General features: G+C 34.9%; 22 protein-coding genes. 8 read left to right on the forward strand and 14 right to left on the reverse strand.

Annotated elements, in window-relative coordinates:
* Positions 1 to 57: 57 nt before the first annotated feature.
* The 6 genes from AC6CHR_RS00955 (at position 58) to nadE (ending at position 5,624) form a co-directional block, all read left to right on the forward strand.
* Positions 58 to 777 carry a 3-ketoacyl-ACP reductase gene (locus tag AC6CHR_RS00955; RefSeq protein WP_498246571.1) on the forward strand — a complete coding sequence of 240 codons (720 nt, stop codon included), beginning with the start codon at positions 58 to 60 and terminating at the stop codon, positions 775 to 777.
* 361 nt (positions 778 to 1,138) lie between these two features.
* Positions 1,139 to 1,918 carry an NUDIX domain-containing protein gene (locus AC6CHR_RS00960; RefSeq protein WP_498246572.1) on the forward strand — a complete coding sequence of 260 codons (780 nt, stop codon included), beginning with the start codon at positions 1,139 to 1,141 and terminating at the stop codon, positions 1,916 to 1,918.
* A gap of 106 nt (positions 1,919 to 2,024) precedes the next feature.
* Positions 2,025 to 2,573: a cysteine hydrolase family protein gene (locus AC6CHR_RS00965; protein ID WP_498246573.1), complete on the forward strand. Its 549-nt coding sequence runs from the start codon at positions 2,025 to 2,027 to the stop codon at positions 2,571 to 2,573.
* 52 nt (positions 2,574 to 2,625) lie between these two features.
* A complete protein-coding gene (locus AC6CHR_RS00970) occupies positions 2,626 to 4,104 on the forward strand; it encodes a nicotinate phosphoribosyltransferase (protein ID WP_498246574.1) in 1,479 nt (492 codons plus the stop codon).
* 78 nt (positions 4,105 to 4,182) lie between these two features.
* Positions 4,183 to 4,803, forward strand: a complete 621-nt coding sequence (nadD, locus tag AC6CHR_RS00975) for a nicotinate (nicotinamide) nucleotide adenylyltransferase (RefSeq protein ID WP_498246575.1) — start codon at positions 4,183 to 4,185, stop codon at positions 4,801 to 4,803.
* 2 nt (positions 4,804 to 4,805) lie between these two features.
* Positions 4,806 to 5,624, forward strand: coding sequence for an NAD(+) synthase (gene nadE / locus AC6CHR_RS00980; RefSeq protein ID WP_498246576.1), 819 nt, complete (start codon positions 4,806 to 4,808; stop codon positions 5,622 to 5,624).
* Between the two features lie 631 nt (positions 5,625 to 6,255).
* Here the strand turns inward: nadE and AC6CHR_RS00985 are convergent.
* From AC6CHR_RS00985 to uxaC, 4 genes are all read right to left on the reverse strand, one after another.
* On the reverse strand, positions 6,256 to 7,746 hold the full coding sequence (locus AC6CHR_RS00985; RefSeq protein WP_498246577.1) for a UxaA family hydrolase: 1,491 nt from the start codon (positions 7,744 to 7,746) through the stop codon (positions 6,256 to 6,258).
* The gene (locus tag AC6CHR_RS00990; RefSeq protein ID WP_498246578.1) at positions 7,730 to 9,214 is read right to left on the reverse strand and encodes a tagaturonate reductase; all 1,485 of its coding nucleotides are present in this window, start codon (positions 9,212 to 9,214) and stop codon (positions 7,730 to 7,732) included. The genes AC6CHR_RS00985 and AC6CHR_RS00990 overlap by 17 nt, the downstream gene beginning before the upstream one ends.
* A 145-nt stretch (positions 9,215 to 9,359) precedes the next feature.
* Positions 9,360 to 10,361, reverse strand: coding sequence for a LacI family DNA-binding transcriptional regulator (locus tag AC6CHR_RS00995; RefSeq protein WP_498246579.1), 1,002 nt, complete (start codon positions 10,359 to 10,361; stop codon positions 9,360 to 9,362).
* 222 nt (positions 10,362 to 10,583) lie between these two features.
* Positions 10,584 to 11,972: a glucuronate isomerase gene (uxaC, locus tag AC6CHR_RS01000; RefSeq protein WP_498246845.1), complete on the reverse strand. Its 1,389-nt coding sequence runs from the start codon at positions 11,970 to 11,972 to the stop codon at positions 10,584 to 10,586.
* A 348-nt stretch (positions 11,973 to 12,320) separates the two neighbouring features.
* Here uxaC and AC6CHR_RS01005 point away from each other — a divergent pair, with 348 nt between their 5' ends.
* The gene (locus tag AC6CHR_RS01005; protein WP_498246580.1) at positions 12,321 to 13,205 is read left to right on the forward strand and encodes a hypothetical protein; all 885 of its coding nucleotides are present in this window, start codon (positions 12,321 to 12,323) and stop codon (positions 13,203 to 13,205) included.
* Between the two features lie 82 nt (positions 13,206 to 13,287).
* On the opposite strand, the gene AC6CHR_RS01010 is transcribed toward AC6CHR_RS01005, so the two are convergent.
* From AC6CHR_RS01010 to AC6CHR_RS01055, 10 genes are all read right to left on the reverse strand, one after another.
* Positions 13,288 to 13,971, reverse strand: a complete 684-nt coding sequence (locus AC6CHR_RS01010) for a rhamnogalacturonan acetylesterase (protein WP_498246581.1) — start codon at positions 13,969 to 13,971, stop codon at positions 13,288 to 13,290.
* Positions 13,972 to 14,001: 30 nt separating this feature from the next.
* Positions 14,002 to 15,039 (reverse strand): glycoside hydrolase family 88/105 protein, encoded by a 1,038-nt coding sequence (locus tag AC6CHR_RS01015; RefSeq protein WP_498246582.1) that lies wholly within the window; start codon positions 15,037 to 15,039, stop codon positions 14,002 to 14,004.
* A gap of 69 nt (positions 15,040 to 15,108) precedes the next feature.
* The gene (locus AC6CHR_RS01020; RefSeq protein ID WP_498246583.1) at positions 15,109 to 16,401 is read right to left on the reverse strand and encodes an ABC transporter substrate-binding protein; all 1,293 of its coding nucleotides are present in this window, start codon (positions 16,399 to 16,401) and stop codon (positions 15,109 to 15,111) included.
* A gap of 50 nt (positions 16,402 to 16,451) precedes the next feature.
* The gene (locus tag AC6CHR_RS01025) at positions 16,452 to 17,111 is read right to left on the reverse strand and encodes a YesL family protein (RefSeq protein WP_498246584.1); all 660 of its coding nucleotides are present in this window, start codon (positions 17,109 to 17,111) and stop codon (positions 16,452 to 16,454) included.
* Between the two features lie 37 nt (positions 17,112 to 17,148).
* On the reverse strand, positions 17,149 to 17,988 hold the full coding sequence (locus AC6CHR_RS01030) for a carbohydrate ABC transporter permease (protein ID WP_498246585.1): 840 nt from the start codon (positions 17,986 to 17,988) through the stop codon (positions 17,149 to 17,151).
* Between the two features lie 3 nt (positions 17,989 to 17,991).
* Positions 17,992 to 18,891: a carbohydrate ABC transporter permease gene (locus tag AC6CHR_RS01035; protein WP_498246846.1), complete on the reverse strand. Its 900-nt coding sequence runs from the start codon at positions 18,889 to 18,891 to the stop codon at positions 17,992 to 17,994.
* 146 nt (positions 18,892 to 19,037) lie between these two features.
* Positions 19,038 to 20,345 (reverse strand): ABC transporter substrate-binding protein, encoded by a 1,308-nt coding sequence (locus tag AC6CHR_RS01040; protein ID WP_498246586.1) that lies wholly within the window; start codon positions 20,343 to 20,345, stop codon positions 19,038 to 19,040.
* Positions 20,346 to 20,549: 204 nt separating this feature from the next.
* Entirely contained in the window at positions 20,550 to 22,088 is a 1,539-nt protein-coding gene (locus AC6CHR_RS01045) for a response regulator (protein ID WP_498246587.1), read from the reverse strand.
* Positions 22,088 to 23,863, reverse strand: coding sequence for a cache domain-containing sensor histidine kinase (locus AC6CHR_RS01050; protein WP_498246588.1), 1,776 nt, complete (start codon positions 23,861 to 23,863; stop codon positions 22,088 to 22,090). Before AC6CHR_RS01050 ends, AC6CHR_RS01045 begins: the two co-directional genes overlap by 1 nt.
* A 144-nt stretch (positions 23,864 to 24,007) precedes the next feature.
* The gene (locus AC6CHR_RS01055; protein ID WP_498246589.1) at positions 24,008 to 24,379 is read right to left on the reverse strand and encodes a sensory rhodopsin transducer; all 372 of its coding nucleotides are present in this window, start codon (positions 24,377 to 24,379) and stop codon (positions 24,008 to 24,010) included.
* Between the two features lie 252 nt (positions 24,380 to 24,631).
* Between AC6CHR_RS01055 and AC6CHR_RS01060 the strand changes: the two genes are divergently transcribed.
* Complete coding sequence (locus AC6CHR_RS01060) at positions 24,632 to 25,138, forward strand: acyl-CoA thioesterase (RefSeq protein WP_498246590.1); 507 nt, start codon at positions 24,632 to 24,634, stop codon at positions 25,136 to 25,138.
* The last annotated feature ends 86 nt before the right edge of the window (positions 25,139 to 25,224 follow it).

Consider the following 25,224-nt stretch of genomic DNA (forward strand, 5'->3'; position numbering starts at 1 on the left):
TTTTCGCTTTTGATTTAGGTATCATTAAATTTACATACTGAAAGGAGCCAAACAAACATGGCACAATCATTAAAAGGAAAAATGGCATTAATCACTGGTGCCGGTAAAGGGATTGGTCGGGCAACAGCAATTGCATTAGCCCAAGAAGGTGTTAACATCGGTCTTTTAGCTCGAACAGAATCGAATTTAATTGAAGTAGCAAAGGAAGTTGAAGCTCAAGGTGTAAAAGTTGCCTATGCAACTGCTGATGTTTCTTCTATAGACCAAGTAAATCAAGCAGTTCAGAAACTTAATGATTCTCTTGGTACTATTGATATTCTTATTAATAATGCAGGCGTCGGGAAATTCGGGAAATTTCTAGAACTAGAACCAGAGGAATGGAAACAAATAATTGATATCAACCTAATGGGTGTTTATTACGTAACACGCGCTGTACTGCCACAGTTAATTGATAAAAATGGCGGTGATATAATTAATATCTCATCGACGGCTGGACAAAAAGGTGCACCTGTTACTAGCGCATATAGCGCGTCTAAGTTTGGGCTACTAGGGTTAACAGAATCTCTAGCACTTGAAGTCCGCAAACATAATATCCGTGTAACTGCTCTTACTCCAAGTACTGTTGCAACAGAATTAGCTTACAAAGAAAACCTAACGGATGGGAATCCAGAAAAAGTTATGCAACCTGAAGATTTAGCTGAATACATCGTTGCCCAACTGAAATTACATCCGCGTATTTTCATCAAATCCGCTGGTCTTTGGTCAACAAATCCTTAAAACTTGATTATTGCAAATCAATTCCAAATCAACCTGACTCAATCAGACTGATCTAAAAACGTAAACCAACTCAGGAAGAGCACCATATACCTGGGTTGGATTAAGCCTAACCCTCCACCTTTTGAATTAGTCCCTTTTTATCTCTTTTCTAACCCCCTAATCCATAAATAAGTGAATGTATAAGTTCATTTATCTAATCACACTTTCTTTTTCTTCATCAACTTTCATTCATTTATTATTATTTCAACGGTACCTTTTCCCTATTTTCCCTATTAACAGTTGACATTGAAAAACGAATAGCATATTATACTATTAACAATTAACATTTAGTTAATTAAAAATAACGTAGGAGTCCTAAAAAATGTCTAACCATGAAGCTTTAGAACAATACGATTCAAGCCAGTACCGAACACCTGATGGATACACTTCTGACATTGCAGTTTTTACAATCCTATCTTCTCGGATTGGAGATTTTAAGCCACCTCATATGACGTTAATGTTGATGCTGATCAAAAGAGCACAATTAAACGCTGAGGGTCAACCCAATATTGAAGCTGGAAAATGGGCATTACCAGGAGGTTTTGTTCAAGCTGACGAATCTGCCCTTGAAGCAGCTCAAAGAGAGCTTGAAGAAGAAACTAGTGTAAACAGTATTCATATTAAGCATTTTGGTGTTTATGATAAGCCAGGTAGAGACCCACGTGGATGGATTATTTCAAATGCACATTATGCCATTGTCCCAGAACACGAACTTGCGAAACGAAAAGCAAATGATGATGCAGATGATGTCTTGCTATTTCCTTTTGATGAAGTATTTAATCTTGAATTAGCGTTTGATCATCGCGAGATTATCGAGGATGCTATCTCGATCATTAAACATGATTTACTGCAAACAACAATAGCAAAGAACTTCTTACAAACAAATTTTACGTACTCTGAATTACAAGCAGTGCTAAAAACCGTTACAAGCGATCCAGCGATTACTAGTGATCAAGCATTTTCAAGAAAAATTAAGACCCTCCCTTTTATTGAGGAAGTGATTGGTCAAAAAACACAAAGAACATCTAAAACACCAACACAACTATATCGATTTGCAGATGAACAAAATATTGTAAGACCGATTTACACGGCTAGATATTAGTTAAAATACTCAATGGACCGTTAAGAGTAGTATGAACTGGATTTGGATAAAGAAATACGTATGTCATACACAGTACTATAAATAATTAATCTAGGGGGTAAGAATGATGAAGAAGGCTTTAATCAATATTGATTATACAAATGACTTTGTAGCAGATAATGGAGCATTAACTTGTGGTAAACCCGGACAATTGATTGAATCAAACATTGTACAGCTAACAAATGATTTTATTACACATAATGATTATGTCATTTTTGCTATTGATCTGCATGATGAAGGTGATCGTTTACACCCTGAAACAGCGTTATTTCCACCACATAATATTAGAGGAACAGAAGGTCGAAATTTATTCGGAAAACTTCAACAAGTCTATCAAAATAATAAACAAAACGATAACGTCTATTGGATGGATAAAACACGATATAGTGCATTTGCGGGAACAAACCTGGAACTTAAACTAAGAGAACGGGGAATAACTGAAGTACATCTAGTTGGTGTTTGTACAGATATTTGCGTCCTTCATACAGCCGTAGACGCTTATAATAAGGGCTTTTCAATTGTAGTCCATGAAAAGGCTGTTGCAAGCTTTAATCAACAAGGACACGATTGGGCATTAACTCACTTTCAAACAAGTTTAAACGTCTCTGTCAAATAGTTGACTATCGACCATAGCTTAATAAATTGATCTCTATTGGAGGAACTCTTATATGAATGCAAATTATAATGACGATAGTTTAGCTCTTCACACGGATTTATACCAAATAAATATGACTGAATCTTATTGGGATGATCAAATTCATACTCGAAAAGCAGTATTCGAAGTGTATTTTCGCAAACTTCCTTTTGGTAATGGCTACGCGATATTTGCTGGTCTCGAAAGAATGATTCAATATCTTAAAAGCTTCCAATTTAGCGAAACAGATATAACCTATTTACAAGATGAACTAGGCTATAAGGAAGATTTTCTAAATTATATGAAGGATCTCCGCTTTACTGGAAATGTGTATTCTGTCATTGAAGGTGAAATGATTTTTGCTAATGAACCAATTATCCGTATTGAAGCACCTTTGGCAGAAGCACAACTAATCGAAACGGCCATTTTAAATATTGTTAATTACCAAACGTTAATCGCAACAAAAGCAGCAAGAATTAAACACGTTGCTGGTGATGATACTGTCATGGAATTTGGTACCAGAAGAGCACAGGAAATGGATGCAGCAATATGGGGAACTAGAGCAGCTTTTATCGGTGGTTTTAATGCAACTTCAAATGTAAGAGCTGGTAAATTGTTCGGAATACCTGTTTCTGGTACACATGCCCATGCTTTTATCCAGGCATATAAAGATGAGTATATCGCTTTTCATAAATATGCACGCCGTCATAAAGAATGTGTTTTTCTCGTTGATACCTATGACACATTAAGATCAGGTGTTCCAAATGCGATTAAAGTAGCGACTGAATTGGGTGATGAAATTGTCTTTAAGGCTATTCGTTTAGATAGTGGTGATCTAGCTTATCTATCTAAGGAAGCTAGAAAAATGCTAGATCAGGCAGGTTTCCATGACACTAAAATTGTTGCTTCTAATGATTTAGATGAGGAAACAATCATGAACTTAAAATCACAAGGCGCTAAAATTGATACTTGGGGCATTGGAACAAAGCTGATAACAGCCTTCGATCAACCAGCATTAGGAGCTGTTTATAAGCTTGTTTCCATTGAAGGTGAGAATGGACAAATGGTTGATACAATTAAGCTTAGTGGAAATCCAGAAAAAGTTTCAACACCAGGATTGAAAAAAGTCTACCGGATCATTAATCGTTTGAATAATAAGTCTGAAGGTGATTATATTACTCTTCACGATGAACAACCAGAGGATGAACAGAAAATAAAAATGTTCCATCCAGTACACACCTTTATAAGTAAATTCGTTACTAATTTTACCGCTAAAGAACTACATCAAAAGATTTTTGAAGAAGGTAAAGTTGTTTATCACTCTCCTGCATTGCACGAAATGCAATCCTATACAAAGGAGAATTTACATTTACTTTGGGATGAATACAAACGTACCTTGCATCCGGAGGAATACCCTGTAGATTTGAGTCAAAAATGTTGGAATAACAAAATGAAAAATATTGAAGAGGTTAAAGAAAAGGTTGCAGAAATGATATCAAATAATGGTAAGTAATCTCCCTCCTCTGTAGCTGATTACGAAAAAAATCTTTGTGAAAACAGTTTTTCAATAAATCGTTTTGGAGTGATCACTTTGGGGAAAATTGGGATATATGGGTCTTCCTTTGACCCAATTACAAATGTACATCTCTGGACAGCAAGTACGATTTTACATCGCTGCAAACTTGATAAAGTCATTTTCTTACCATGTTCAAGCAAGCGAAAAGATAAGCAAATGAAAACAGATGATCACCATCGCTGGAATATGCTTCAGCTAGCACTTGATAACAATGATACATTCTGCGCTGATGATTATGAAATGAACCTAAATGCCTGGAATATATCGACCTATGAAACGTTAAATTATTTTAAAAGTAAATATAAAAATGATACGATCTATTTTATTATGGGTGCAGACCTATTAATTGATATTGGTAATGGCAAATGGGGTAATTCAGACCTTCTAGTAAAAGAAAATAAATTCATTGTCATGGCAAGAGATGGAATTAATATGCTAAAATCAATAAGCTCCTCTCCTATTTTACGTAATAACGACAACGGTGAGACCTTTCATTTAATCGATAAGGGTTTAGCAATGGAAATTAGTTCAACCTATATCAGAGAAGAGTTTTCCCTTGGTGGTGAACCACGCTATTTATTACCAGAAGCGTGTTATCAATACATTAAAGAACATTCAATATATTTAGGAGGATAAACATGAATTTACAAAAACAAATCATGAGTGATTTACATGTAAAAGAGACAATTAATCCTAAAGAAGAGATTCACAATCGGATTACCTTTTTAAAAGACTATTTAAAGAAAACAGGCGCAAAGGGATATGTCCTTGGGATTAGCGGTGGGCAAGATTCTACCTTAACTGGTCGATTAGCACAACTAGCAGTTGAGGAGCTCCGAAGTGAAGGTCACGAGGCAACGTTTACAGCTGTTAGACTCCCATATGGTATTCAAAAGGATGAAGCTGATGCTCAATTAGCGCTATCTTTTATTAATCCCGATAAAAATCTTGCGGTAGACATTTCTAATACAGTTGATGCATTTGCTAAAACATATAAAGAATCTACTGGTGAGCAGCTTTCTGACTTTAATAAAGGGAACGTTAAAGCTCGTGCTCGTATGATAACTCAATATGCAATTGGAGGCCAGAACGGACTATTAGTTATTGGAACAGATCATGCTGCAGAAGCTGTCACTGGATTTTACACGAAATACGGTGATGGTGGTGCCGATTTACTACCATTAACAGGCCTAACAAAACGTCAAGGAAAAAGCTTGTTGAAAGAATTAGGTGCGCCAGAACGCTTATACCTAAAAGTACCAACAGCCGATTTACTAGATCACACTCCTTTACAAGCTGATGAAACAGAGCTTGGAATCACCTATGATCAATTAGATGATTATTTAGAAGGAAAACAAGTTGATCAATTTGTCGCTGATAAAATTGAAAAACGCTACCTATTCTCTCAACACAAACGCGAAGTCCCAGCAAGCATGTATGATAGCTGGTGGAAATGAAAATCAACATATGAAAAAGTACTTTAAAGATCTAAACGGGTTCGGTTGTTTAATACAAAATATTAAATAGGATTACAAAAGGGAGGTCTATTCGCATATGAATTGGACTCCCTTTATTTATTGATATATCAATAGTTTTTTTATTTATTTAACGGCAATAATCAGTGAGGAAATGTTTAGTTGAGTTTTCAAATATTTATAAAAGGGAATCATAGGTACTTGTATTTATTAGTTTGGTGGGTTTTATTCTTCAGAAAAAAAGACAAATAAAGGATCTATATTGCAATAGGATTTTAGAGGGATTGGAAGAATAAACTTTTGATCCTTTTACATATGCTAAAACATATATAATTGACAAACGAAATAGCTAGCTTTTTGTATTGTTATTTTGTACGTCTGAACAAAATACGTTAGAAAGATCTAAACTCATTTTCATTTTTATCAATAATCTTTTTTGCCTAAAGCATTCAATAAAGTTTGATTGTTTTATTACTAATAATTATCAGCCTCAGTCTCTTTATCATTATATTTATACATTATTTAATTCTCCATCAGCACATTACCAATAACTATATTATGTAAAATAGAATAAATAAAAGGACTGACACAAAGTCAGCCCCATTCAATCTGCTTATAGGGTCACTCCTGTTTTAAAAATAGCAATCTCTCTAAAGCTATTCTTTTCATTATTTACTTTTTCCCCACTTGCCACGTTAATAATATAGCTAATAAATTCTTCTAATAGATTGTCGGATGATTGACCATCAATAAGTGTACCTGCATTAAAATCGATCCAATGCGGTTTTGTTTCATAGATTTGTGTATTTGTTGATACTTTCATTGTTGGGACAAAAGTTCCAAATGGTGTGCCTCTTCCTGTTGTAAATAAGACAAGCTGACATCCTGCTGCTGCTAAAGCAGATGAGGCAACTAAGTCGTTCCCAGGGGCACTTAATAAATTCAATCCTTTAGTGCGTAATGTCTCACCATATTTAAGTACGTCCACAACTGTTGTTGTTCCTGCCTTTTGCGTACAACCGAGTGACTTATCCTCTAACGTTGTTATTCCTCCTGCTTTATTGCCAGGTGATGGATTTTCATAAACTGGCTGTTCGTGTTTTTGAAAATACCGTTTAAAATCATTAATTAACTCGACGATTTTAAGAAACACTTCTTCATTTTCTGCTCTTTCCATTAAAATTTTCTCTGCACCAAACATTTCAGGTACTTCTGTTAACACTGTTGTTCCACCCTGAGCCACAAGAAAATCAGATAATCTTCCGAGTAATGGATTTGCCGTGATTCCCGAGAATCCATCAGAACCACCGCATTTTAATCCGATTTTCAATTCTGATAATGGAATATCTTCCCGTTTATCATTTCTAGCATTCTCGTAGATTTCCATTAATCGTTCGACACCTTCATCAATCTCATTGGAAACTTCTTGAGACCGTAAAAATTTAACTCGTGATTCATCAAATTCACCTAGCGAATCTTTAAACTCATTAATATCATTATTTTCGCACCCTAGACCTAGAACAAGTACACCACCTGCATTTGGATGCTTCACTGCATTCCCTAAAAATGTTCTCGTGTTAATATGGTCATCGCCCAGTTGTGAGCAGCCATAATTATGCTTTAGAACGTGAATAAGTTCAAATGGGCTAATCCCATCTACTCTTGCCTCGAATTCACGAATAATTTGATCTGCTATTCCATTTACACAACCAACAGTAGGAATAATCCAAAGCTCATTCCGTATCCCTACTTGCCCATTTTCTCTTCGGTAGCCTTTAAATGTTCGTTCTGCCTTCACCAGCCTTGAAGTTTGTTTTATTGGTTTGTATTCATACTCTTCAACACCTGAAAGATTTGTTTTTATATTATGTGAATGAACCCAGCTTCCGATTGCTATGTTTTCAGTGGCATAACCAATAGGAAATCCATATTTTATGATATTATCCCCTTGATTAATTGCTGTTAAAGCGAATTTATGACCCTTTTCAACTATCTCATTTATTTGGATGTTTTCTCCTTCAATTTCAAGTCGTTCATTTTTGTCTATTTTTCGAATAGCGACAGCGACGTTATCCTGTGCATTTATTTTAATGAACGCTTTCATTGTAATCCTCCTTCAATTGTGACTGGTTTGGGATTGCCTCTTTTATCCCAGTATGATAAATCTTAAATAGATAGTTGGTAACCATCTCTTTTAAATTCGGTATTTGGTTTAAATTTATCCCCCACAGCTTCTCCTCTGACAAAACGGATGAAACAAGAATTTCGATAGCCTCATTACTACCATCACAATTGTTCCATAATTCTTTAAACAATGATAATGTCCCCTCATCATCTACGAGAGTGATATATTCATCTTCACGTTTTCCGCGATAAAAATACAACAGTGAACTTAATGAAAAAACAATGCCAGTTGGTAGCTTTTGATATTGATCGAAGTAGTCTAGTAATGTCGGTAAAATTCTTGCTTTAAATTTTGCGGTTGAATTTAGAGCGATACTAGATAAGTAATGGTGAATATATGGATTTTTAAATCGATCTAAGACATCATTAGCAAACTGATTAAGCTCCGATTGTGGAAATTTTAAGGTTGGTAGAATTTCGTTGTAAATGACATGTTCAACAAAATCTTTCATCGTATCTTTTGTGACGGCTTCTCTAACAGTATTTAACCCATATAAAAATGCTACCGGAGTCATTACCGTATGTGCACCATTCAATATTCTAACTTTTTTCAGCCTAAAAGAACTTAAATCATCCACTACATGCACATTTAAACCTGCCTTTTCTGCTGGAAATTCATCCTTGATAAATTCCGGTCCTTCAATAACAAACAAATGAAACTGCTCACAAGATACGATCAACTTATCTGTATAGCCCAGTTTAGCCGTTATTTCCTCAATTGTATCCTTTGGAAACCCAGGTACGATCCGATCAACTAATGTATTACAAAATGTATTTGCTTCTTCGATCCAATCGTGAAATCCAGCTTCTAATTTCCATGCATCTGCATATTTTTTTATTATTCTTTTAAGTTCGTTTCCATTATCCTCAATTAACTCACATGGAAGAATAATAAACCCTTTAGCAAGATCACCCTGAAAGAATTGATATCGTTCATATAAAAACGCAGTTAATTTACCTGGGAAGCTTTTTTGTGGTCGGTCATGAAGTGTATCATTGGAATTGAAAGAAATTCCAGCTTCTGTTGTATTTGATAGGATAAATCGCAAATCGGGATTTTTAGCTAATGCCAAATAGCCATCATATTCCTCAACTAAATTTAATCCCCTACTTATACTGCTAATGACCTGATGCTCACTAACTGACTTATTCTCTTTTATTCCTTGCAAATAAAGCGTATATAATCCTTGCTGCTCATTAATTGTTGATACGGTTCCATTTGGCGTTGATTGCACAACGACCACGCTACCGTTAAAGAGATTCTTTTTATTCATTTCATGTATTTGCCAATCGGAGAAAGCCCGTAGGAAATTTCCAGTACCGAATTGTAAAACCTTTTCAGGATATGCTTGCTCGTCGGTTATTACAGATTTTGATAATTGTTTCAAGCTACTACCTCCTAGAATATTATTATGCACACGTGAACAATTTCATGTATGAGTCAAATTTAAAGTCAGTTGACTCTACTTTCTTACTGAAATTAACTGCAACTATACACCTACTACAGGCTTAAACTAAAAATGTCACTCTTACTTAGCGAGGAGATGATACAGATTCTCTAGTTACTAATGTAGTCGTAAGGAAGATCGGATCACTATCTTTCTCCTCTCCAGCTAACAATTTTAATAGTTTTTTAGCACCTACCTTGCTAATTAATTCAATAGGTCTTTTTACTGTGGTAAGAGCAGGAATTGAGAATTCAGAGTAGCCGATGTCATCAAAGCCAATAATTGAGAGATCTATCGGTACCTGTAGACCGGCCTCATTTATTGCCTTCATTGCACCAATCGCCATATCGTCATTTGAACAAAAGACAGCAGTTGGTGGTTTTTCTAGTGCTAATAAATTCTTCATTGCGTGATAACCACTCTCCATATTGTAGTTCCCTTTTACAATATACTGTTGGTGAATTGGTAATTCACTTTCCATTAATGCTTGTAAGTACCCCTCTTTACGTTCTTGTGAAGAACGAAATTGAGAGGTTCCCTCAATAATAGCAATATCACGATGGCCGTTGGCAATAAATAAACTAACTGCCTCGTAAGAACCAACACGATCGTTTGATAAAACATTTGTAATATTATGATCATTTACTTGTCGATTAAGAACAACAATAGGAATATCTTGATTTAAAACGTGATAGATAAACTGGTTATCAACATCACTTTGACTCATTAAGATAATGCCATCAAAACGCTTAGGATTGATGGCAGAGAAATCTTGAAACTCTTGGATTCCACTTACAAAAAGGTTATAATCTTCTCCAATTACCATATTAACTCCTCTAATGGTTTCGGCAAGGAAGCTTGATGAAGTACCATTCGTCAAGCTTGTTAAAAACAGTCCGACTGTATAGGACTTTTGAAGCACGAGACTTCTAGCATTGACATCTGGTGAATAGTTTAGTTGCTTAGCAATTTCAACTATTTTTTGTTTTGTGTTTTCTTTTATAAGCGGACTATTATTTAGTGCTCTTGATACGGTTGTATGTGATACGTTTGCTAGTTTCGCAATATCCTTTATGGTAACTCCCACTTGAAAAACCTGCCTTTAGATCCTCATATGTTTTATTTTTGGCTTTTTACTATAAAAGATTGTTGCTATTCAAACGAATATTACATAAGTTTGATTGGAGCGGAAGTGCGAGACCCCTATAGGAGAAGCTTTGCGCCCTCTTAAGATGAGCATCTGAGCGGACATCAACCCAAGCGCACTACTCGGTAAACTAGCAACAAAGTGTGCGAAAACAGCCTATATTTAAAAACTGAAATATTCCTTTGCATTTTGATAAGATATACCTTGAACAACTTCGCTTAAAAGCTCTTGATCATCTGGAACTTCGCCACTTTCTACCCATTCACCGAGTAAATTACAAGCTAGTCTTCTAAAGTATTCATGTCTAGTATACGATAGAAAACTTCGAGAATCGGTTAACATACCGATGAATTGACTAAATAAACCAACATTGGCTAAAGCCTTCATTTGATCTAACATACCATCCTTATTGTCATTAAACCACCAAGCTGTTCCAAATTGGATTTTGCCGCGGATCCCGCCACTTTGAAAGCTCCCGGTGATACTTGCAAGTACTTGATTATCACGCGGATTTAGCGAATAAAGGATTGTTTTAGGTAGAGTATCCTCACGGTCTAATGCATCAAGGAACTGCACTAATGGCTTAGCAACTAAGTCATCGTTCATGCAATCGTAGCCTGTATCAGGTCCAAGTGTTGCTAGCATTCTACTATTATTATTTCGGAGGGCATTTATATGTAATTGCATCGCCCAGTCTAAGCTATCATATTTTTTCCCTAAAAAGACAAGTGTATACGATTTATACTTCTTCTCGTCCTCTTGACTTATTTTCTCGCCAGCCAGTGCCTTTGTGAAAATCTGATCGATATCTGTTTTATTTGCATCGACATACATCATTGTATCGATAGCGTGATCGGAAACTCTTCCGCCAATCTCATGGAAAAAATCAACTCTGGATTCCAACGCTGTTAGGAAGTCATCATAGGTGTTTATTGAAATATTAGCACTCTCTGATAGCTTTTCAACCCATGATTTAAAACCATCCCGGTTTATTTCTAGGCCTTTATCTGGGCGAAAACTTGGTAATACACGGACAGCTAAATCTTCGATAACACTTAGATCTTTATGATATTGTAAAGAGTCAATTGGGTCATCAGTTGTACAAATCACTTCTACTCCAGACTTTTTGATCAATTCTCGTACTGAAAATCCATCCTCGTTTAATAAATTATTTACCTTTTCCCAAATCATCGGTGCACTTTTTTCATTTAAGATATCATAAATACCGAAATAACGTTGTAATTCTAAATGTGTCCAATTATAAAGAGGATTACCAATTGTCATTGGCACAGTTTTTGCCCAAGCTAGAAATTTTTCATAATCACTAGCTTCTCCAGTAATATATTTTTCTTCAATTCCGTTCGCTCTCATCGCTCTCCATTTATAATGATCACCATATAACCATGCTTCTGTTATATTTTTAAAACGTTTATTTTCATAGATTTCCTTTGGACTTAAATGGCAATGGTAATCAATTATTGGTAGTTCCTTAGCATACTGGCGATATAATTTGATAGCGGTTTCATTTGTTAACAAGAAATTTTCTCCCATGAATGTGTTCAAGTAACTCATCCCCTTTGTGTCATTATGCCACGCGAAATACCTTTGTTCATACTTTATAAGATTAATGCACACGTGAACATTTAATATAAGTGTAAGCGAAGTCTTGTGATTTTTCAATCTATTTTTGATATATTCTGTCAAATGTTTCTATTAAAAGTTTTTACTAAGGATTATTTCATTGGACTCATCAAGAAACATTTCGATGGTAAAAACGATATTGAAGGCGAAGAAGGAAATTTTTTCAATTTTTTAAGTGGTAACTCTATCATTTATTTATTAAACTTGTAATAATGATATTGAACCATCTGTTAACTAAACATAAAGGCAGGTAATTTAATGAAACGAATGAAGCGGTATATCTTTTGTCTTACCATCTTAACCTCACTCTCAACCATTATTTTAGCAACTGTCGTACTAAAAAAGAAACAAATTAAAAATAACCATTTAAAGCCAATTATACCGACAAAGTACCATTATGATATCATGAGTGTTTTAAGAGAAAGCCTTGGTTCTTCTCCTAAGTCTATAGCACATGATCATATCATCAATAAGATGACTAAAATTAACGTGATTGAACGTTATTTCTCCTTTACTGATTTACCTATTACAAGTGACCGATTTAAAAGAGTCCTTAATCAAGTTTTTGGACTGAACTTAAATAAAATCTCTGAAGACGGTGAAGGTGCTAAACTCTTTATCTATCCTGAAGAGATAATGGTTTGCTTGAGAAAAGAGTTTTCACAAATAAATTCAACAATTGAGTTAGACCAACACATAATGAATCTAAAAAAATCTGAGGTAATGGATATTTTTATTAAAACGAATAATAGTAAAACCTACGAGGATATGATCACGATTATTAAATTAATCTATGGGATAAACCTACAAGGGATCTCATCATTAGAACATTCACGAATCTCTCTTTATACTAAAAATCTATGGTTACTGAAAAATGACCGTGATTTATTTGTGGTGTATACAGGTAAGGGTGATATAGATGTTCGTGTATATCCTACTACTTATTATATAGAGAAAACCGGTTTCAACGAGATACCTTTAACTCTACAACACGCATTAAATACAATTGGTTTTACATATAAGCGAGAATTTCATGCTTACTACTATAAGAATCTAAATAGTGAAACTGTTCCAGATTCTTTTAAAGGTCAAACATTAAGAGCGATTCGATCTGTTATTGAAACAGAGCTAAAGGATTTGTAGGCATCTATCTCACTATAGGTGAAAAAAACAGAGAAAAGACAAAGAGCCAAAATAAATTGAAACTTTGTCTTTTATTCCTTATTTATGATTGAAGGTATTCTTCAATCGGTAAGTGTAATTCTTTAATTCCTTCACCAACTAGTTTAGCAATCTCCAAAGCCCCCTGCACACAAAAATGTGTATTATCCTCTATACCATCTGGATAATTCGGTTGCGTATAAGGAGGAAAGATCGTAAACAATTGCTTCGATTCTTCAACTCCGAGTGATTGATAAAGTTGCTTTGTTTTTGACCATAAGTCAATTAAAGGTACTTCCAGTCTGTCCGCTAATTGAATCATTGCAACTGGGTATTCGCCTAACGTATTTTCTAGGTTCCCCGCTGAATCAAACCTCCTACGGTGAACCGATGTCAGCAATACCGGATGTGCTCCTTTTTCTCTTGCTCCATTAATATACTGTTGTAAACTAGCTTGATAGGTTGTAAACGGTTCTGTTCCGTATGATTTTTGATCATTATGACCAAATTGAATAAACAAGTAATCATTGGCTTGAATTTGGTCTAATATTGTCTGTAATCTACCTTCTTCAATGAAACTATTTGAGCTTCTGCCACCCATCGCATGGTTATGTACGATGAGATTATTCTTAAAAAGGTCTTGAAACAACTGGCCCCAGCCAGCCATGGGTGCTTCATGTTCTGGACAACTTGCTACAGTCGAATCCCCCGCTAAATAAATAGAAACCTTGCTAATTGATGTATCCACTTGACTAAAATCACCTCCAAGTATCTCTACTTAACGATAGACTTGTTTACTAGATTTTAATAATTCCGCTAAAAACACAAGCGTTAATCCTTGTCCCCAACCTTGAATACGTTTATATGGCACACTCTTGTACCCTTCATCATCATTCATCACGGCCGTTCCAGCTGAAACCTTCGAAACCCTACCATCTTCTTCAAATTCATTTAGTATCCCTTGAATTGATTTTTGAATCGTTTTGTTATAAAGCGTTCCTCTCGTTAATAAGGAGGCAGCAATTGCTGATGAACCAGATATCTCCAAATAAGAGGTTGGATCATTCACAATCGTGTGCCATAAACCAGAATCATCCTGAAGTCTAACCAACGCACTTAATTGATCCCTTAATGAACAATCAATAACCATATAAGACGGATGTTGAACTTCTATTAATTCCAAAGCTTTTGCCATTGTCAGAGCAGCCCATCCATTACCACGTCCCCAAAAAACAGAAGACATATTGTTCTTAGAAATATTATCCCAACCGTGGTAATAGAGATTCGTTATCGGATCTTGCAAGAAATCTTCATGGCCATGAAATTGTTTTAAGCCGTCTTCAAAGTAGTCTGCTCGATTGACTAGTCTACCGACACGTAGGAGAAATAACCCTGCCATCATCATCGTATCAACCCATGCTTGTTCAGGGAATACATCCTTCTCGGAGTTCACCGTATGTTGAAATATTCCATCCGCAAAACGGAGGGCATCATTTTGTAAGTATTCTGCCATCTCTTTTATAACCACTAGGTATTTCTCGTCCTCTGTTACTTTGTAGAGTGTGATCAGGGCATGACCTATAGAAACACCATTAATTGATAATTTTGGTAGTCCATCCTCTAGCCATTCATCTACCCATGCTGTTAATAAATCGATATATTCTTGTTTTCCAGTTGCATCATACGCTTCTGCAACTCCATAAAAAGCTACACCGCCAGGCCAATCCCAATTAAAATCCATTTGAAATGTCCGCTTGATTACTTTATCAATCAATTGAATAATCTCTGCATCATCAAAATCAAGTTGTTTTGGCATGTTTAATAATTCCTCCATAAGATTAATCTGATCGTACACTAGTACTTTTTCTAAACTATGTTTTCATTCTTACTCAAGCTTTTCATTTTCTATTAAAATATCTTCAGCTAAATCCCTAAATCTTTTTGCACCTTCTTCAGCAGTGATTTTCTTAAACAATATTTGATCAGAAACATCTTTTAAAACCTTCATTACTTCTACACTGCCAATTGGATCTGGTGGATAAATCTCATTGGTTAACGATGAAGCTTCTTCTACATACTGGAAAATTTTCATTTCCTCATCGGTAATTTCTGATTTAATCGCTTCTGCAACCTCCGATGAAACAGGAACACCTCGTTCCCCTTTCATTTGAATATTAGCTTCAACATTATTAACAAAGAAATCAATAAATGTCGCGGCAGCTTCCTTTTGTTTTGAGCTTTTTGGGATCGAGAACAACATACTGGATTTTAAGAATAATGCTTTATTCTTAAGATGATCTGGTGGCACATGGAGTGTTAGTGGTGCATCCGTTAATTGAACAAAAGAAGCATACTGATTAGAGTAATTCCATGTAATAGCTGAACTTTTTTTTACAATAAAGTCATCTTCCATCCCCTTAACCGCTGCACTTTCATCAGGAGTAGGAAATGCATTTTCGTCAATTAACCTAACTTGTCTTTCAAAATAATCGATGAATAATTGATCATCTTTATAGGCTAAACCTGTGCCGTCGTCTTTATAGAATTTCTCTCCCATTGTTCTTAAATAGTACGGAAAGAAAACATCTGGTGGGCTCATCCCATTTGAACCATATACATTTGCATTTCTTTTAATCTCTAACGCATATTGTTCCATATCATCCCAGTTCCAATTTTCTTCGATTTCCACACCTGCCTTTTCTAGCATATCATCATTAGAAATCACAGATAATACATTTACACCGAGAGTAAATCCATACATTTTATCATTGATTTTTCCACTTGAAATAATATTTTTATCAATTGCTGAACTATTAATTATCCCATCTTCTATGTATGTAGTTAAATCTTCTAGCAAGCCTTTCTCACCGTACTGAGCTAAATAAGCCATATCCATTTGAAGGACATCAGGTAGCTGATTTGCTGCAGCCATCGGGGCAAGCTTTTTCCAGTAGTCATCCCAGTGAGCAAATTCGGCTTCAATGTTTATATGTGGATATTCCCTTTCAAACATTTCAATAACTCTCATTGTATTTTCATGACGTGGCTGTCCACCCCACCAAGCAACTCTTATTGTGACGTGTTCTTTACTGTCAGTTACTATATTTGACTGACTATTACCATTACAAGCAGATAAAATAAATACCCAGAGAAGAATAAAAAGGAAAGACTTTTTCATATTCATCCTCCTCGTATATTAATATGAAAAACATATCGTTTTAAAAATATCTATCTATTCATTTCTAATGGCTTCAATTCCTGCATCGTCTTTTGATGCTTTACGTTTATTTTATTGAATGCTGTGTTAGCTGGTTTCGTAATTGCCAACGCTAAAATGTTACCACTGCAAATGATCATTAAAGGTGGTGCAAACGAAAGTAGGAAGAATAAACCGAAACACCCTATCAATATGACGATCGTCGAGATTGGATTCATAATCATCACAAAAAATGAATTTTTAATGATTTGTAGAACCTTCATTTCATAATGAACATACATCGGAAAAATATAAAAAAGCATACAGGTCATTATCAACGTGACGATCAGAAAGGGTACATATAGTAAGTTTAAAATAGTCTCATTTGCTTGCTGAAGAAAAAGGTAGTCAATAACCAATACAATTCCACTGATTATGATCAACAAACCAAGCAAATTACTCTTTATAAATTCTTTTTTATATGAAACCCAAAAAGTCTTCAAGACTGGAATATCCATATCACCTAATGCCCATCTCCGTACCACTGCAAACAATGCAGCAGTAGCAGGAAAAAAACCAAACAGAACGAGACCTAACAGTGAAAAGAAAATCCACAATAAATTTAAAAATACTAATCTAGTAACCCATTCTAATAATTGATTTAACCCACTCATTACTCCAGATGTTTGCATGTCTATTCCTCCATTCAGATAACACTTAGTTTATAACTTATCCCTTTAATCCACTAGTACTAATTCCTTCGACAACATGACGTTGGAATAGAAAGAAGATTACAAACACCGGAATTAATGTAACGATTGACATTGCAAACATGGCACCCCAGTTTGATACAGTTTCATTGCTTAGAAACATATTTAAGGCCATAGAAACGGTATACTTATCAGGACTGTTTAAATACAGTACAGGTCCAAGTAAAGCATCCCATGTCCAATAAAATGAGAAGATCGAAGCTGTTGCAAGAGCAGGTTTGATTAATGGTAAAATGATTTTATAAAAGATTTTAAATGTGCTACAACCATCAATTGTCGCTGCCTCATCCAGTTCTCTAGGTATTGTACGGATAAATTGTACTAGTAAAAAAATAAAGAATGGATGACCGAAATATGCTGGAATAACTAAAGGCTTAATTGAGTCAAGCCATTCAAGTTTTGCAAAAATAATATATTGAGGGATCATCACTACCTCATACGGAAGCATTAGCGTGACTAGCATGATCGCAAACCAAAAGCCTTTACCCACAAAATCCAATCGGGCAAAACCAAATGCAATAAAAGCCGACGAAATGACTTGACCGATCATTGTTAAAACCACTAATACTGCGGTGTTCTTAATGAACACACCGAATGTGTTACCACCAATACCTTCCCAACCCTGTGCGAAGTTATCCCAGATCCAGGGGTCAGGAATAAGTGATTTAGCCGTAACAAATATCGTATCGCTTGGTTTAAATGAACTCATTAATAGCCATATGACAGGATAGAGCATTAACAATGCGAAGCCGCCCACTAGTACGTGATATACCCACCATTTTACCGGTTTTTTCTTCATTTGTTACTTCCCTCCTTCAGATTCGTAATGAACCCAGAACCTTGATGTAAAAAACACGATCGCTGTCAATATTCCTACGATAATCAGCATGATCCATGCCATTGCTGAGGCATATCCCATATTGAAGAATTCAAAGCCCTGAATGAAGAGATAGAGCGAATAAAGAAGGGTCCCATCTAACGGGCCACCAGTACCTTTTGAAATAATAAATGCGGGTACAAAAGTCATAAATGCTGCGATTGTCTGCATAATTGTGTTAAATAAAATAACAGGACTAAGCATTGGCAGTGTTATTTTCGTAAACTTTTGCCAAAAGCTAGCACCATCGACACTTGCCGCTTCATAATAAGTAACTGGAATACTTTTTAATCCTGCAAGGAAAATTAACATCGAAGAACCGAATTGCCATACTGATAAAAAGATTAACATCCAAAGGGCTGCAGTTGGATCACCAAACCAACGAACATCTGGTATCCCTAACAATCCAAGAAAGATATTAACAATTCCCTCATCACCAAATATATTTCTCCACATAATCGCAACTGCAACACTACCACCAATTAATGAAGGTAAATAAAATAATGACCGATACAGACCTACAGCTCTAGAAACAGTATTTAATACCATTGCAACGACCAAGGCGAAACCTAACCTTAACGGCACACCGGCAAAGACATAAATGAGTGTCACCTTTAGAGATTGCCAATACCTAGGATCTTCGGTAAACATCTTTTTATAGTTTTCTAACCCAACCCAGGTAGGTGTTGAAAACAAATCATATTTTGTAAAAGAAAAATATAAAGACGCAAGAATCGGTATGAATGTAAACGCCAAAAATCCAATAATAAAGGGACTTATAAATAAGTAACCATTCAAATTTCGCTTAATTGCACGGGTATTCATCGTATCATTTCCTTTCTCCGGAACATCAGCATAGTGTGGATAAATAGGCTGGTTATAAGATATGTTCTGACCCAAAGGATAGGGTCAGAACATACAATTGTAGTTCCTCTTATCTTTTTTTACTAAAAGTTGTTTTGATAAAATTATTATTTATTTTGTGAAAGGATGCTTTCAGCTTGTTTTCTAAATTGTTTTGCAGCATCAGCAACTTTTAGCTCACCAAAGGCCATTTGTTCACCTAGACTGTCTAACAGTTCAATTACTTCACCTGCTCCAATTGGGTCTGGCCCATCAAACGCAGAACTATTTATTTCAGCCCATTCTACATGATCAAATACTTGAACTTGTTCCGGAGTAAGTTCGGGTTTCAACGCTTCCTTTACTTTAGAAGATCCTGGTATTCCACGTTCTCCTAATATAATCTTATTCGCTTCAATATCATTCACGAAGAAGTTAATAAACTTAGCTGCTTCTTCTGGGTGTTCTGAGTTAGATGCTGCTGACCAGAACATACTAGGCTTTAAATACAATCCTTCTTTTGTTCCAGGTCCTGGCATATTATGAATACTTAATGGTCGATTTGCTACCTGTTGTAAACCAACAAATTGGTTGGACCATTGCCATATACCAATCGCGTCTTTTGTAACAACTGGATCATCCTCGATACCTTTTAATTGAGCTAGATAATCAGGCGTGGGTACAGCACCATCCTTTACCAATCCAGACGTCATTTCAAAGAAATCCATAAACAATTGATCGTCATCATAGCCCAAAGTAGTACCGTCCTTGCTATATAATGATTTTCCTAAAGTTCTTAAATAGTAGTTAAAAAAGACATCAGCCTTCATACCTGTATCTGCATATACACCGGCATCCTTTGCCTTTTTAGCAAGTTCCTTGTAATCATCCCATGTCCAATCCTCTGTAAGAGAGTCAACACCTACTTTTTTCAACATTTCAGGATCATAATGGAAGCCGACTACATTGACCCCAGCATTAAAGCCATATAATTTGTCACCAATTTTTCCTCCATCAATGATATTATCATTGAAATTCGTTACATCTATTTGATCACCTACAAATGGAGTGAGGTCTGCTAGCTGTCCATTTTCTGCATATTGAGAAAAGTAGGAAAGATCCATTTGGATAATGTCTGGTAATTTTTTAGCTGATGCTTGTGGGGCTAACTTTTTCCAATAATCATCCCAGCTTGCATATTCAGCTTGGATTTTAACATTTGGATTTTGTTCTTCATACATTTTAATAACTTCTAATGTATAATCATGTCGCGGTTGAGAACCCCACCATGCAATACGGAGCGTTACTTTCTCATCCTTTTTATTATCATTACTTTTACCTGAATCTGCCGACTCCCCTGATGTACCGCTTCCACTACATGCTGCCATTGAAAAGACCATCACAATCGATAGCAACAAAAACAAGAACTTCTTCATTCTAAATCCCCCTTAGACCTCTATTTGATAACGCTTACAATGAATATCTTACAGTCTATTTGGAATCTTTTGAATTTAAAAATCAGACATTCATGTTTAAAAAACAGAGTTTATTGAAGATAGACCTTCTATTTTGTTATTACTCGCTATTTTTTTAATGGACGATTTCAACACTTAATGGAGAATTAGTAGTTTATTAAAGTTCTAGATCGACTTTCGATATTCAGAAGGAGAATAACCCGTATATTTCTTGAAAACTTGACTGAAATATTGGGGATTATCACCAAATCCAATCTCTTCAGCTATTGTAAACAGCTTTACATCATCCATTTGTTCAATTTGTTCAATCGCTTTGTTTATGCGCATCTGAGTGACATAACTAGAAAACTTTTCTCCTGTTTCTTGTTTAAATAACTTACCTAAATAATCGGGATTCATATACACCCGATTAGCAACCCACTTCAAAGAAAGCTCTGCATTCCCTATATGATTGTGAACTAAATCAACCATACTGTGAATCACAGTTGAATGGTTTGATTTATGTTTATCGTAATAAACATTAGTAATCTCTTTTGCCATTCTCAAAAAATAGTCTTCCATTTGTTTTAAGGTATCCAACTCCATGAAAGTAGACATTTTCTTCATGTATTCTTGTATCGCTTTTGTATCTGCGCTCTGAATCATTAACAGAAAAAGCTGTAGAATATACGATGTTGTTAAACTTGAAGTCAACCTTCTCTCAGTTAGTTCACTAAAAAAGCGCTGAATTTCACTTTCAACTTTCTGCCAATTTCCAGACTTTATTAACAAACAAAGACTTTGTCCATCAAATTCAAAACTGCGATAATGCTGTTCCTGATTTATATCTCTTTTTGTAATAATCGTTCCTTCACCGAGGTAAAATCGATGATTCAAACTTTCTAATGCATCGATATATAAGTTTCTAGCATTTGCAATTGAGTCATGTTCACTAATAGCAACTGTCATATCAAGATTATAAATTTCATAAAAATGATCTCTAAGCTGGATAATTCTTTTTTCTATATCCTCTAGATCAAAATCATGAACCAAGAATAGGATATTCTCACCTATGTTTGTAGATAAAATAGCAGGACCAAATAAATCCTCACCTAAATTTTCAATTATAAACATATGCTCATAATAATAATCACCTTCTGGCTTGAACAAAATCAACCGGATTTTATCATCTTGAAAATTAATTCGTAATAGGTTCTCATAAAAGTCAATACCTTTGCTACTATCTGTCTTACTTGTAATAAACTCCTTTAATAATTGTTTTTTTACATAGGGTTGTATTTGTTCTAGACGCCTCTTCATTTCTATTAAATACTGATCGTTTTTTTCCTCCAGCTTTATTTCTTCCATTACGTTTTGAAGTGCTTCAACGATACTATTTTCATTACATGGTTTGACTAAATAATATTTCACACCGTACTCCATCGCTTTTTTTGCATAATTAAATTCTCCAAAACCAGATAGAATAATAAATTTAGTCGTTAGCCCCTTCTCAGAAATTCTTTTAACCAACTCTAGACCATTTAAACCAGGCATCTTTATATCACAAATTACAATTTGTGGACGATTCTTTAAGATGAAATCATATGCTTCAATTCCGTTTTTTGCTGTTCCAATTAATTGCGTGCCAATCTCTTCCCAGTTAATTATTTTAGAGATCCCCTCCAAAATAATTCTCTCATCATCCACTAATAATACGTTATACATTAGTCCCACCCCATTTGATATGGTATGACAAGCTTAACCTTTGTACCTTTATTTAGTTTGCTAGTTATTGATAATCCATACTCATCTCCGAATACAAATTTGATTCTGGCCTCAATATTTACTAACCCTATTCCATTACCTCGAGTTTTTAGCTTACCTGATTTCAGCAATTCGAGCTTTTGCTCCTCGATACCCACCCCGTTGTCCTCGACAAGAATATGAACATTGTCTCCTTTTTTATGTGCTGTTACAGATATCTTACAAGGCTCAATCATCATTTCTAACGCATAGTGGATAGCATTTTCAACTAATGGTTGAATAACTAATTTTGGAAGTGCACATTGATTTACCTCCTCATCGATCAATAAGAGAAAATCAAGCCTTTCTTCAAAACGAAACTTTTGAATGGTTACATAATGCTTAACCATTTCTAACTCTTCTTGCAAAGTAATCACATCTTCTTTTAAACTTATCGCATTTCGTAATAAGTAGCCAAGCGACTCAACCATCTTTGAAATTTGCTGCTGATGATTTGTTTTCGCAAGCCAATTAATTGATTCAAGTGTATTGTAGAGAAAATGAGGATTGATTTGCGATTGTAAAGCTTTAAATTCGGTATCTTTTATTAATAATTGTTTTTCATAATTTTCTTTTATCAACTCGTTAATTCTCTCAAGCATAATGAAAAAATTATTGTGGAGTATTCCGACCTCATCCTGGTATTGTGAGAAGGTAAATGTATCAGCTACTTTAAAGTCACCCTCCTGAACATTTTTGCTAACAGTAACAAGATTCTCTATTGGTATTGTTATTCTCTTAGAAAACCGAATTACCATATAAATGGACGTCGAGAATATCGTCAAAAATAAAAATAAAACAATAAATTTAATCGATGTTACCTTTGCAAACATCGATCCAAAAGGAATAACATTCCAATAGGTCCAATTCTCGTACGGGGACTTAGAATGTGTAACAAAATAACTTCTGCCATATACATTTTGAATTTGATAGCCTTGTTTTTTATTAATCGTAAAATCTAGTTTATCTAGATGAGGAAAGGTCTTCTCCTTATAAAAAAAGTTTTCACCTTTTGAAATCATGATAAAGCCTTCCTCACCATCCCAGACCCTGGGCAATTCTTTGATAATCTCATCTAAATTAACTTGAATAACAATTGTTCCAAGTTTATCAAGACTTAAATTTTCGTACGTTTTTAACTGTCTTGTGGATACAATTGATTTCTCTGTTTCATCAAGGGACATCCATACATTACTCCCGTTACCTTCTTCTGCTTTCCTAATAATGTCTTCCATGTTCTCAATAAGCCCTGCTGATTTCCCTCCTCCTGCTCGGTATTCTGTACCATTTAAATCAAATAGGTAAATAGATTCAATGTATTTTTCTGAACCTACATAATTGGTGAGTTTCTCCCATATCTGTCTTTCAATCTGGTATTGTTCATATTTGGTTACATCACTCTTCGTTTTCATTAACGAATTCTGAATGCCCTGATCTGTTAGTACATTATAAGTTACTTCTTCTATTCTCTTTAATTCATCTTCTATCCTATTTGAAGACATGATCAATACTTGAGAGGATTTACGGTATATCTGTTCATCATAACTAGTAAAAGCGTACTGAAAACCAATTATGATAAACAATAAACATACGAGCATGATGATCGAAATAAACACAATTAATTTATATTTAATTTTTAAGTTTTTATAGCGAGAAAGTAAATCTAAGTTAACCCGTTTCATTACAAAGATGTTCACCTCAGTAGGTTACCCACTATTTTGACAATTTCTATTTTAATCTATATATTTTGCAAGAATTATAGTCTTTACTTTTTAAATTTTTATCTTGTAAACCCTTACAAAGCCGACACTACTTTTTGGTTAACATACCTACATTACCTCTCATTTTAATGGATAGCCCATGGTTGATAAAAGTGCTAACCCAGGCTGTGTAGAGTCTAAACGACTATATTGAACAATAATTGGTAGATTGCTTTCAACTTCTATTGAATATGGGATACCTACTGGAATAAATGTTCCTTCCTGTTCCAAGGTAGAAGTACGTAAATGATTACTTCTCTTCCCTTGAACAATGACCGGTATCTTCTCGATCGGATCTCGATCTTCAAAGTAAATCGTTATATAGATAGTTGCAGCCTCTTCGTTACAATTTAAGATGCAAATTGATTCGTGACTCATTAATTCTCCAGTACTTAACGGCGGTATATAACCATCCGGTATAATCCAATGTTTTTCACCTTTTGATTGATTCAATGAAATTCCTCCTAAAATAGTAAACAATCGCTGATGGTTCACTATAGTTTTTATATGTTCATTTGTGTTCATTATAATATGAACTTCTACTTTTAACATCCTTTTTGTTATTCCTATAATCAACTTTTTTAGATAATCAGCTGTTTCAATCCTTTTCTTGAGAATATAAAGCAAATTAATTGACGATGTTAGAAGTAGAACCAATAATATAATAGCGAGATATTACATACATGAACGTCAGGAGAGAATAAAATGACTGCAAGAGCAGAGAAAAAATGCAGAGAATCAGTAGTAATAAAAACAAGTAGAGTATTTCCATTAGATACAAACAACCATAATACGTTATTTGGTGGAAGATTAATGAGTTATATTGATGATGTAGCATCGATATCAGCTGCAAAGCATTCTCGATGTGAAGTCGTAACAGCCTCAACAGATTCAGTAGATTTCTTAGTACCTATACGCCAGAGTGATTCTGTTAACCTAGAGTCTTATGTATCTTCTGTTGGAAATTCCTCAATGGAAGTTTTTGTTAAGGTTATTGCTGAGGACTTAAGAACAGGTGAACGTAAACTAGCCGCAACCTCTTTTCTAACATTTGTTGCATTAGATGATGAAGGGAAACCAATGATCGTCCCAAACGTTATCCCTGAAACTGATGAAGAAATCATGCTTAATCGAACAGCACCTGAACGAATTAATGTCCGTAAAGCACGCCGAAAACATAGCGAAGCATTTGCAAATGTAGTTACCTTATAAAATTCAAAAACACCTCGTGTAATAAAGGCTCATTAAGAAATGAGCCTTTATTACACGAGGTGTTTTTTATAATCCACTAAATTACC

It is taken from the genome of Metabacillus sp. GQ13, assembly GCF_059758525.1.

Coding starts and splice junctions, on each gene's coding strand:
- AC6CHR_RS00955 (WP_498246571.1), top strand. CDS start 58: ATGGCACAATCATTAAAAGGAAAAATGGCATTAATCACTGGTGCCGGT.
- AC6CHR_RS00960 (WP_498246572.1), top strand. CDS start 1,139: ATGTCTAACCATGAAGCTTTAGAACAATACGATTCAAGCCAGTACCGA.
- AC6CHR_RS00965 (WP_498246573.1), top strand. CDS start 2,025: ATGAAGAAGGCTTTAATCAATATTGATTATACAAATGACTTTGTAGCA.
- AC6CHR_RS00970 (WP_498246574.1), top strand. CDS start 2,626: ATGAATGCAAATTATAATGACGATAGTTTAGCTCTTCACACGGATTTA.
- nadE (WP_498246576.1), top strand. CDS start 4,806: ATGAATTTACAAAAACAAATCATGAGTGATTTACATGTAAAAGAGACA.
- AC6CHR_RS00985 (WP_498246577.1), bottom strand. CDS start 7,746: ATGAAAGCGTTCATTAAAATAAATGCACAGGATAACGTCGCTGTCGCT.
- uxaC (WP_498246845.1), bottom strand. CDS start 11,972: ATGGGAGAAAATTTCTTGTTAACAAATGAAACCGCTATCAAATTATAT.
- AC6CHR_RS01005 (WP_498246580.1), top strand. CDS start 12,321: ATGAAACGAATGAAGCGGTATATCTTTTGTCTTACCATCTTAACCTCA.
- AC6CHR_RS01015 (WP_498246582.1), bottom strand. CDS start 15,039: ATGCCAAAACAACTTGATTTTGATGATGCAGAGATTATTCAATTGATT.
- AC6CHR_RS01020 (WP_498246583.1), bottom strand. CDS start 16,401: ATGAAAAAGTCTTTCCTTTTTATTCTTCTCTGGGTATTTATTTTATCT.
- AC6CHR_RS01025 (WP_498246584.1), bottom strand. CDS start 17,111: ATGCAAACATCTGGAGTAATGAGTGGGTTAAATCAATTATTAGAATGG.
- AC6CHR_RS01030 (WP_498246585.1), bottom strand. CDS start 17,988: ATGAAGAAAAAACCGGTAAAATGGTGGGTATATCACGTACTAGTGGGC.
- AC6CHR_RS01035 (WP_498246846.1), bottom strand. CDS start 18,891: ATGAATACCCGTGCAATTAAGCGAAATTTGAATGGTTACTTATTTATA.
- AC6CHR_RS01040 (WP_498246586.1), bottom strand. CDS start 20,345: ATGAAGAAGTTCTTGTTTTTGTTGCTATCGATTGTGATGGTCTTTTCA.
- AC6CHR_RS01045 (WP_498246587.1), bottom strand. CDS start 22,088: ATGTATAACGTATTATTAGTGGATGATGAGAGAATTATTTTGGAGGGG.
- AC6CHR_RS01060 (WP_498246590.1), top strand. CDS start 24,632: ATGACTGCAAGAGCAGAGAAAAAATGCAGAGAATCAGTAGTAATAAAA.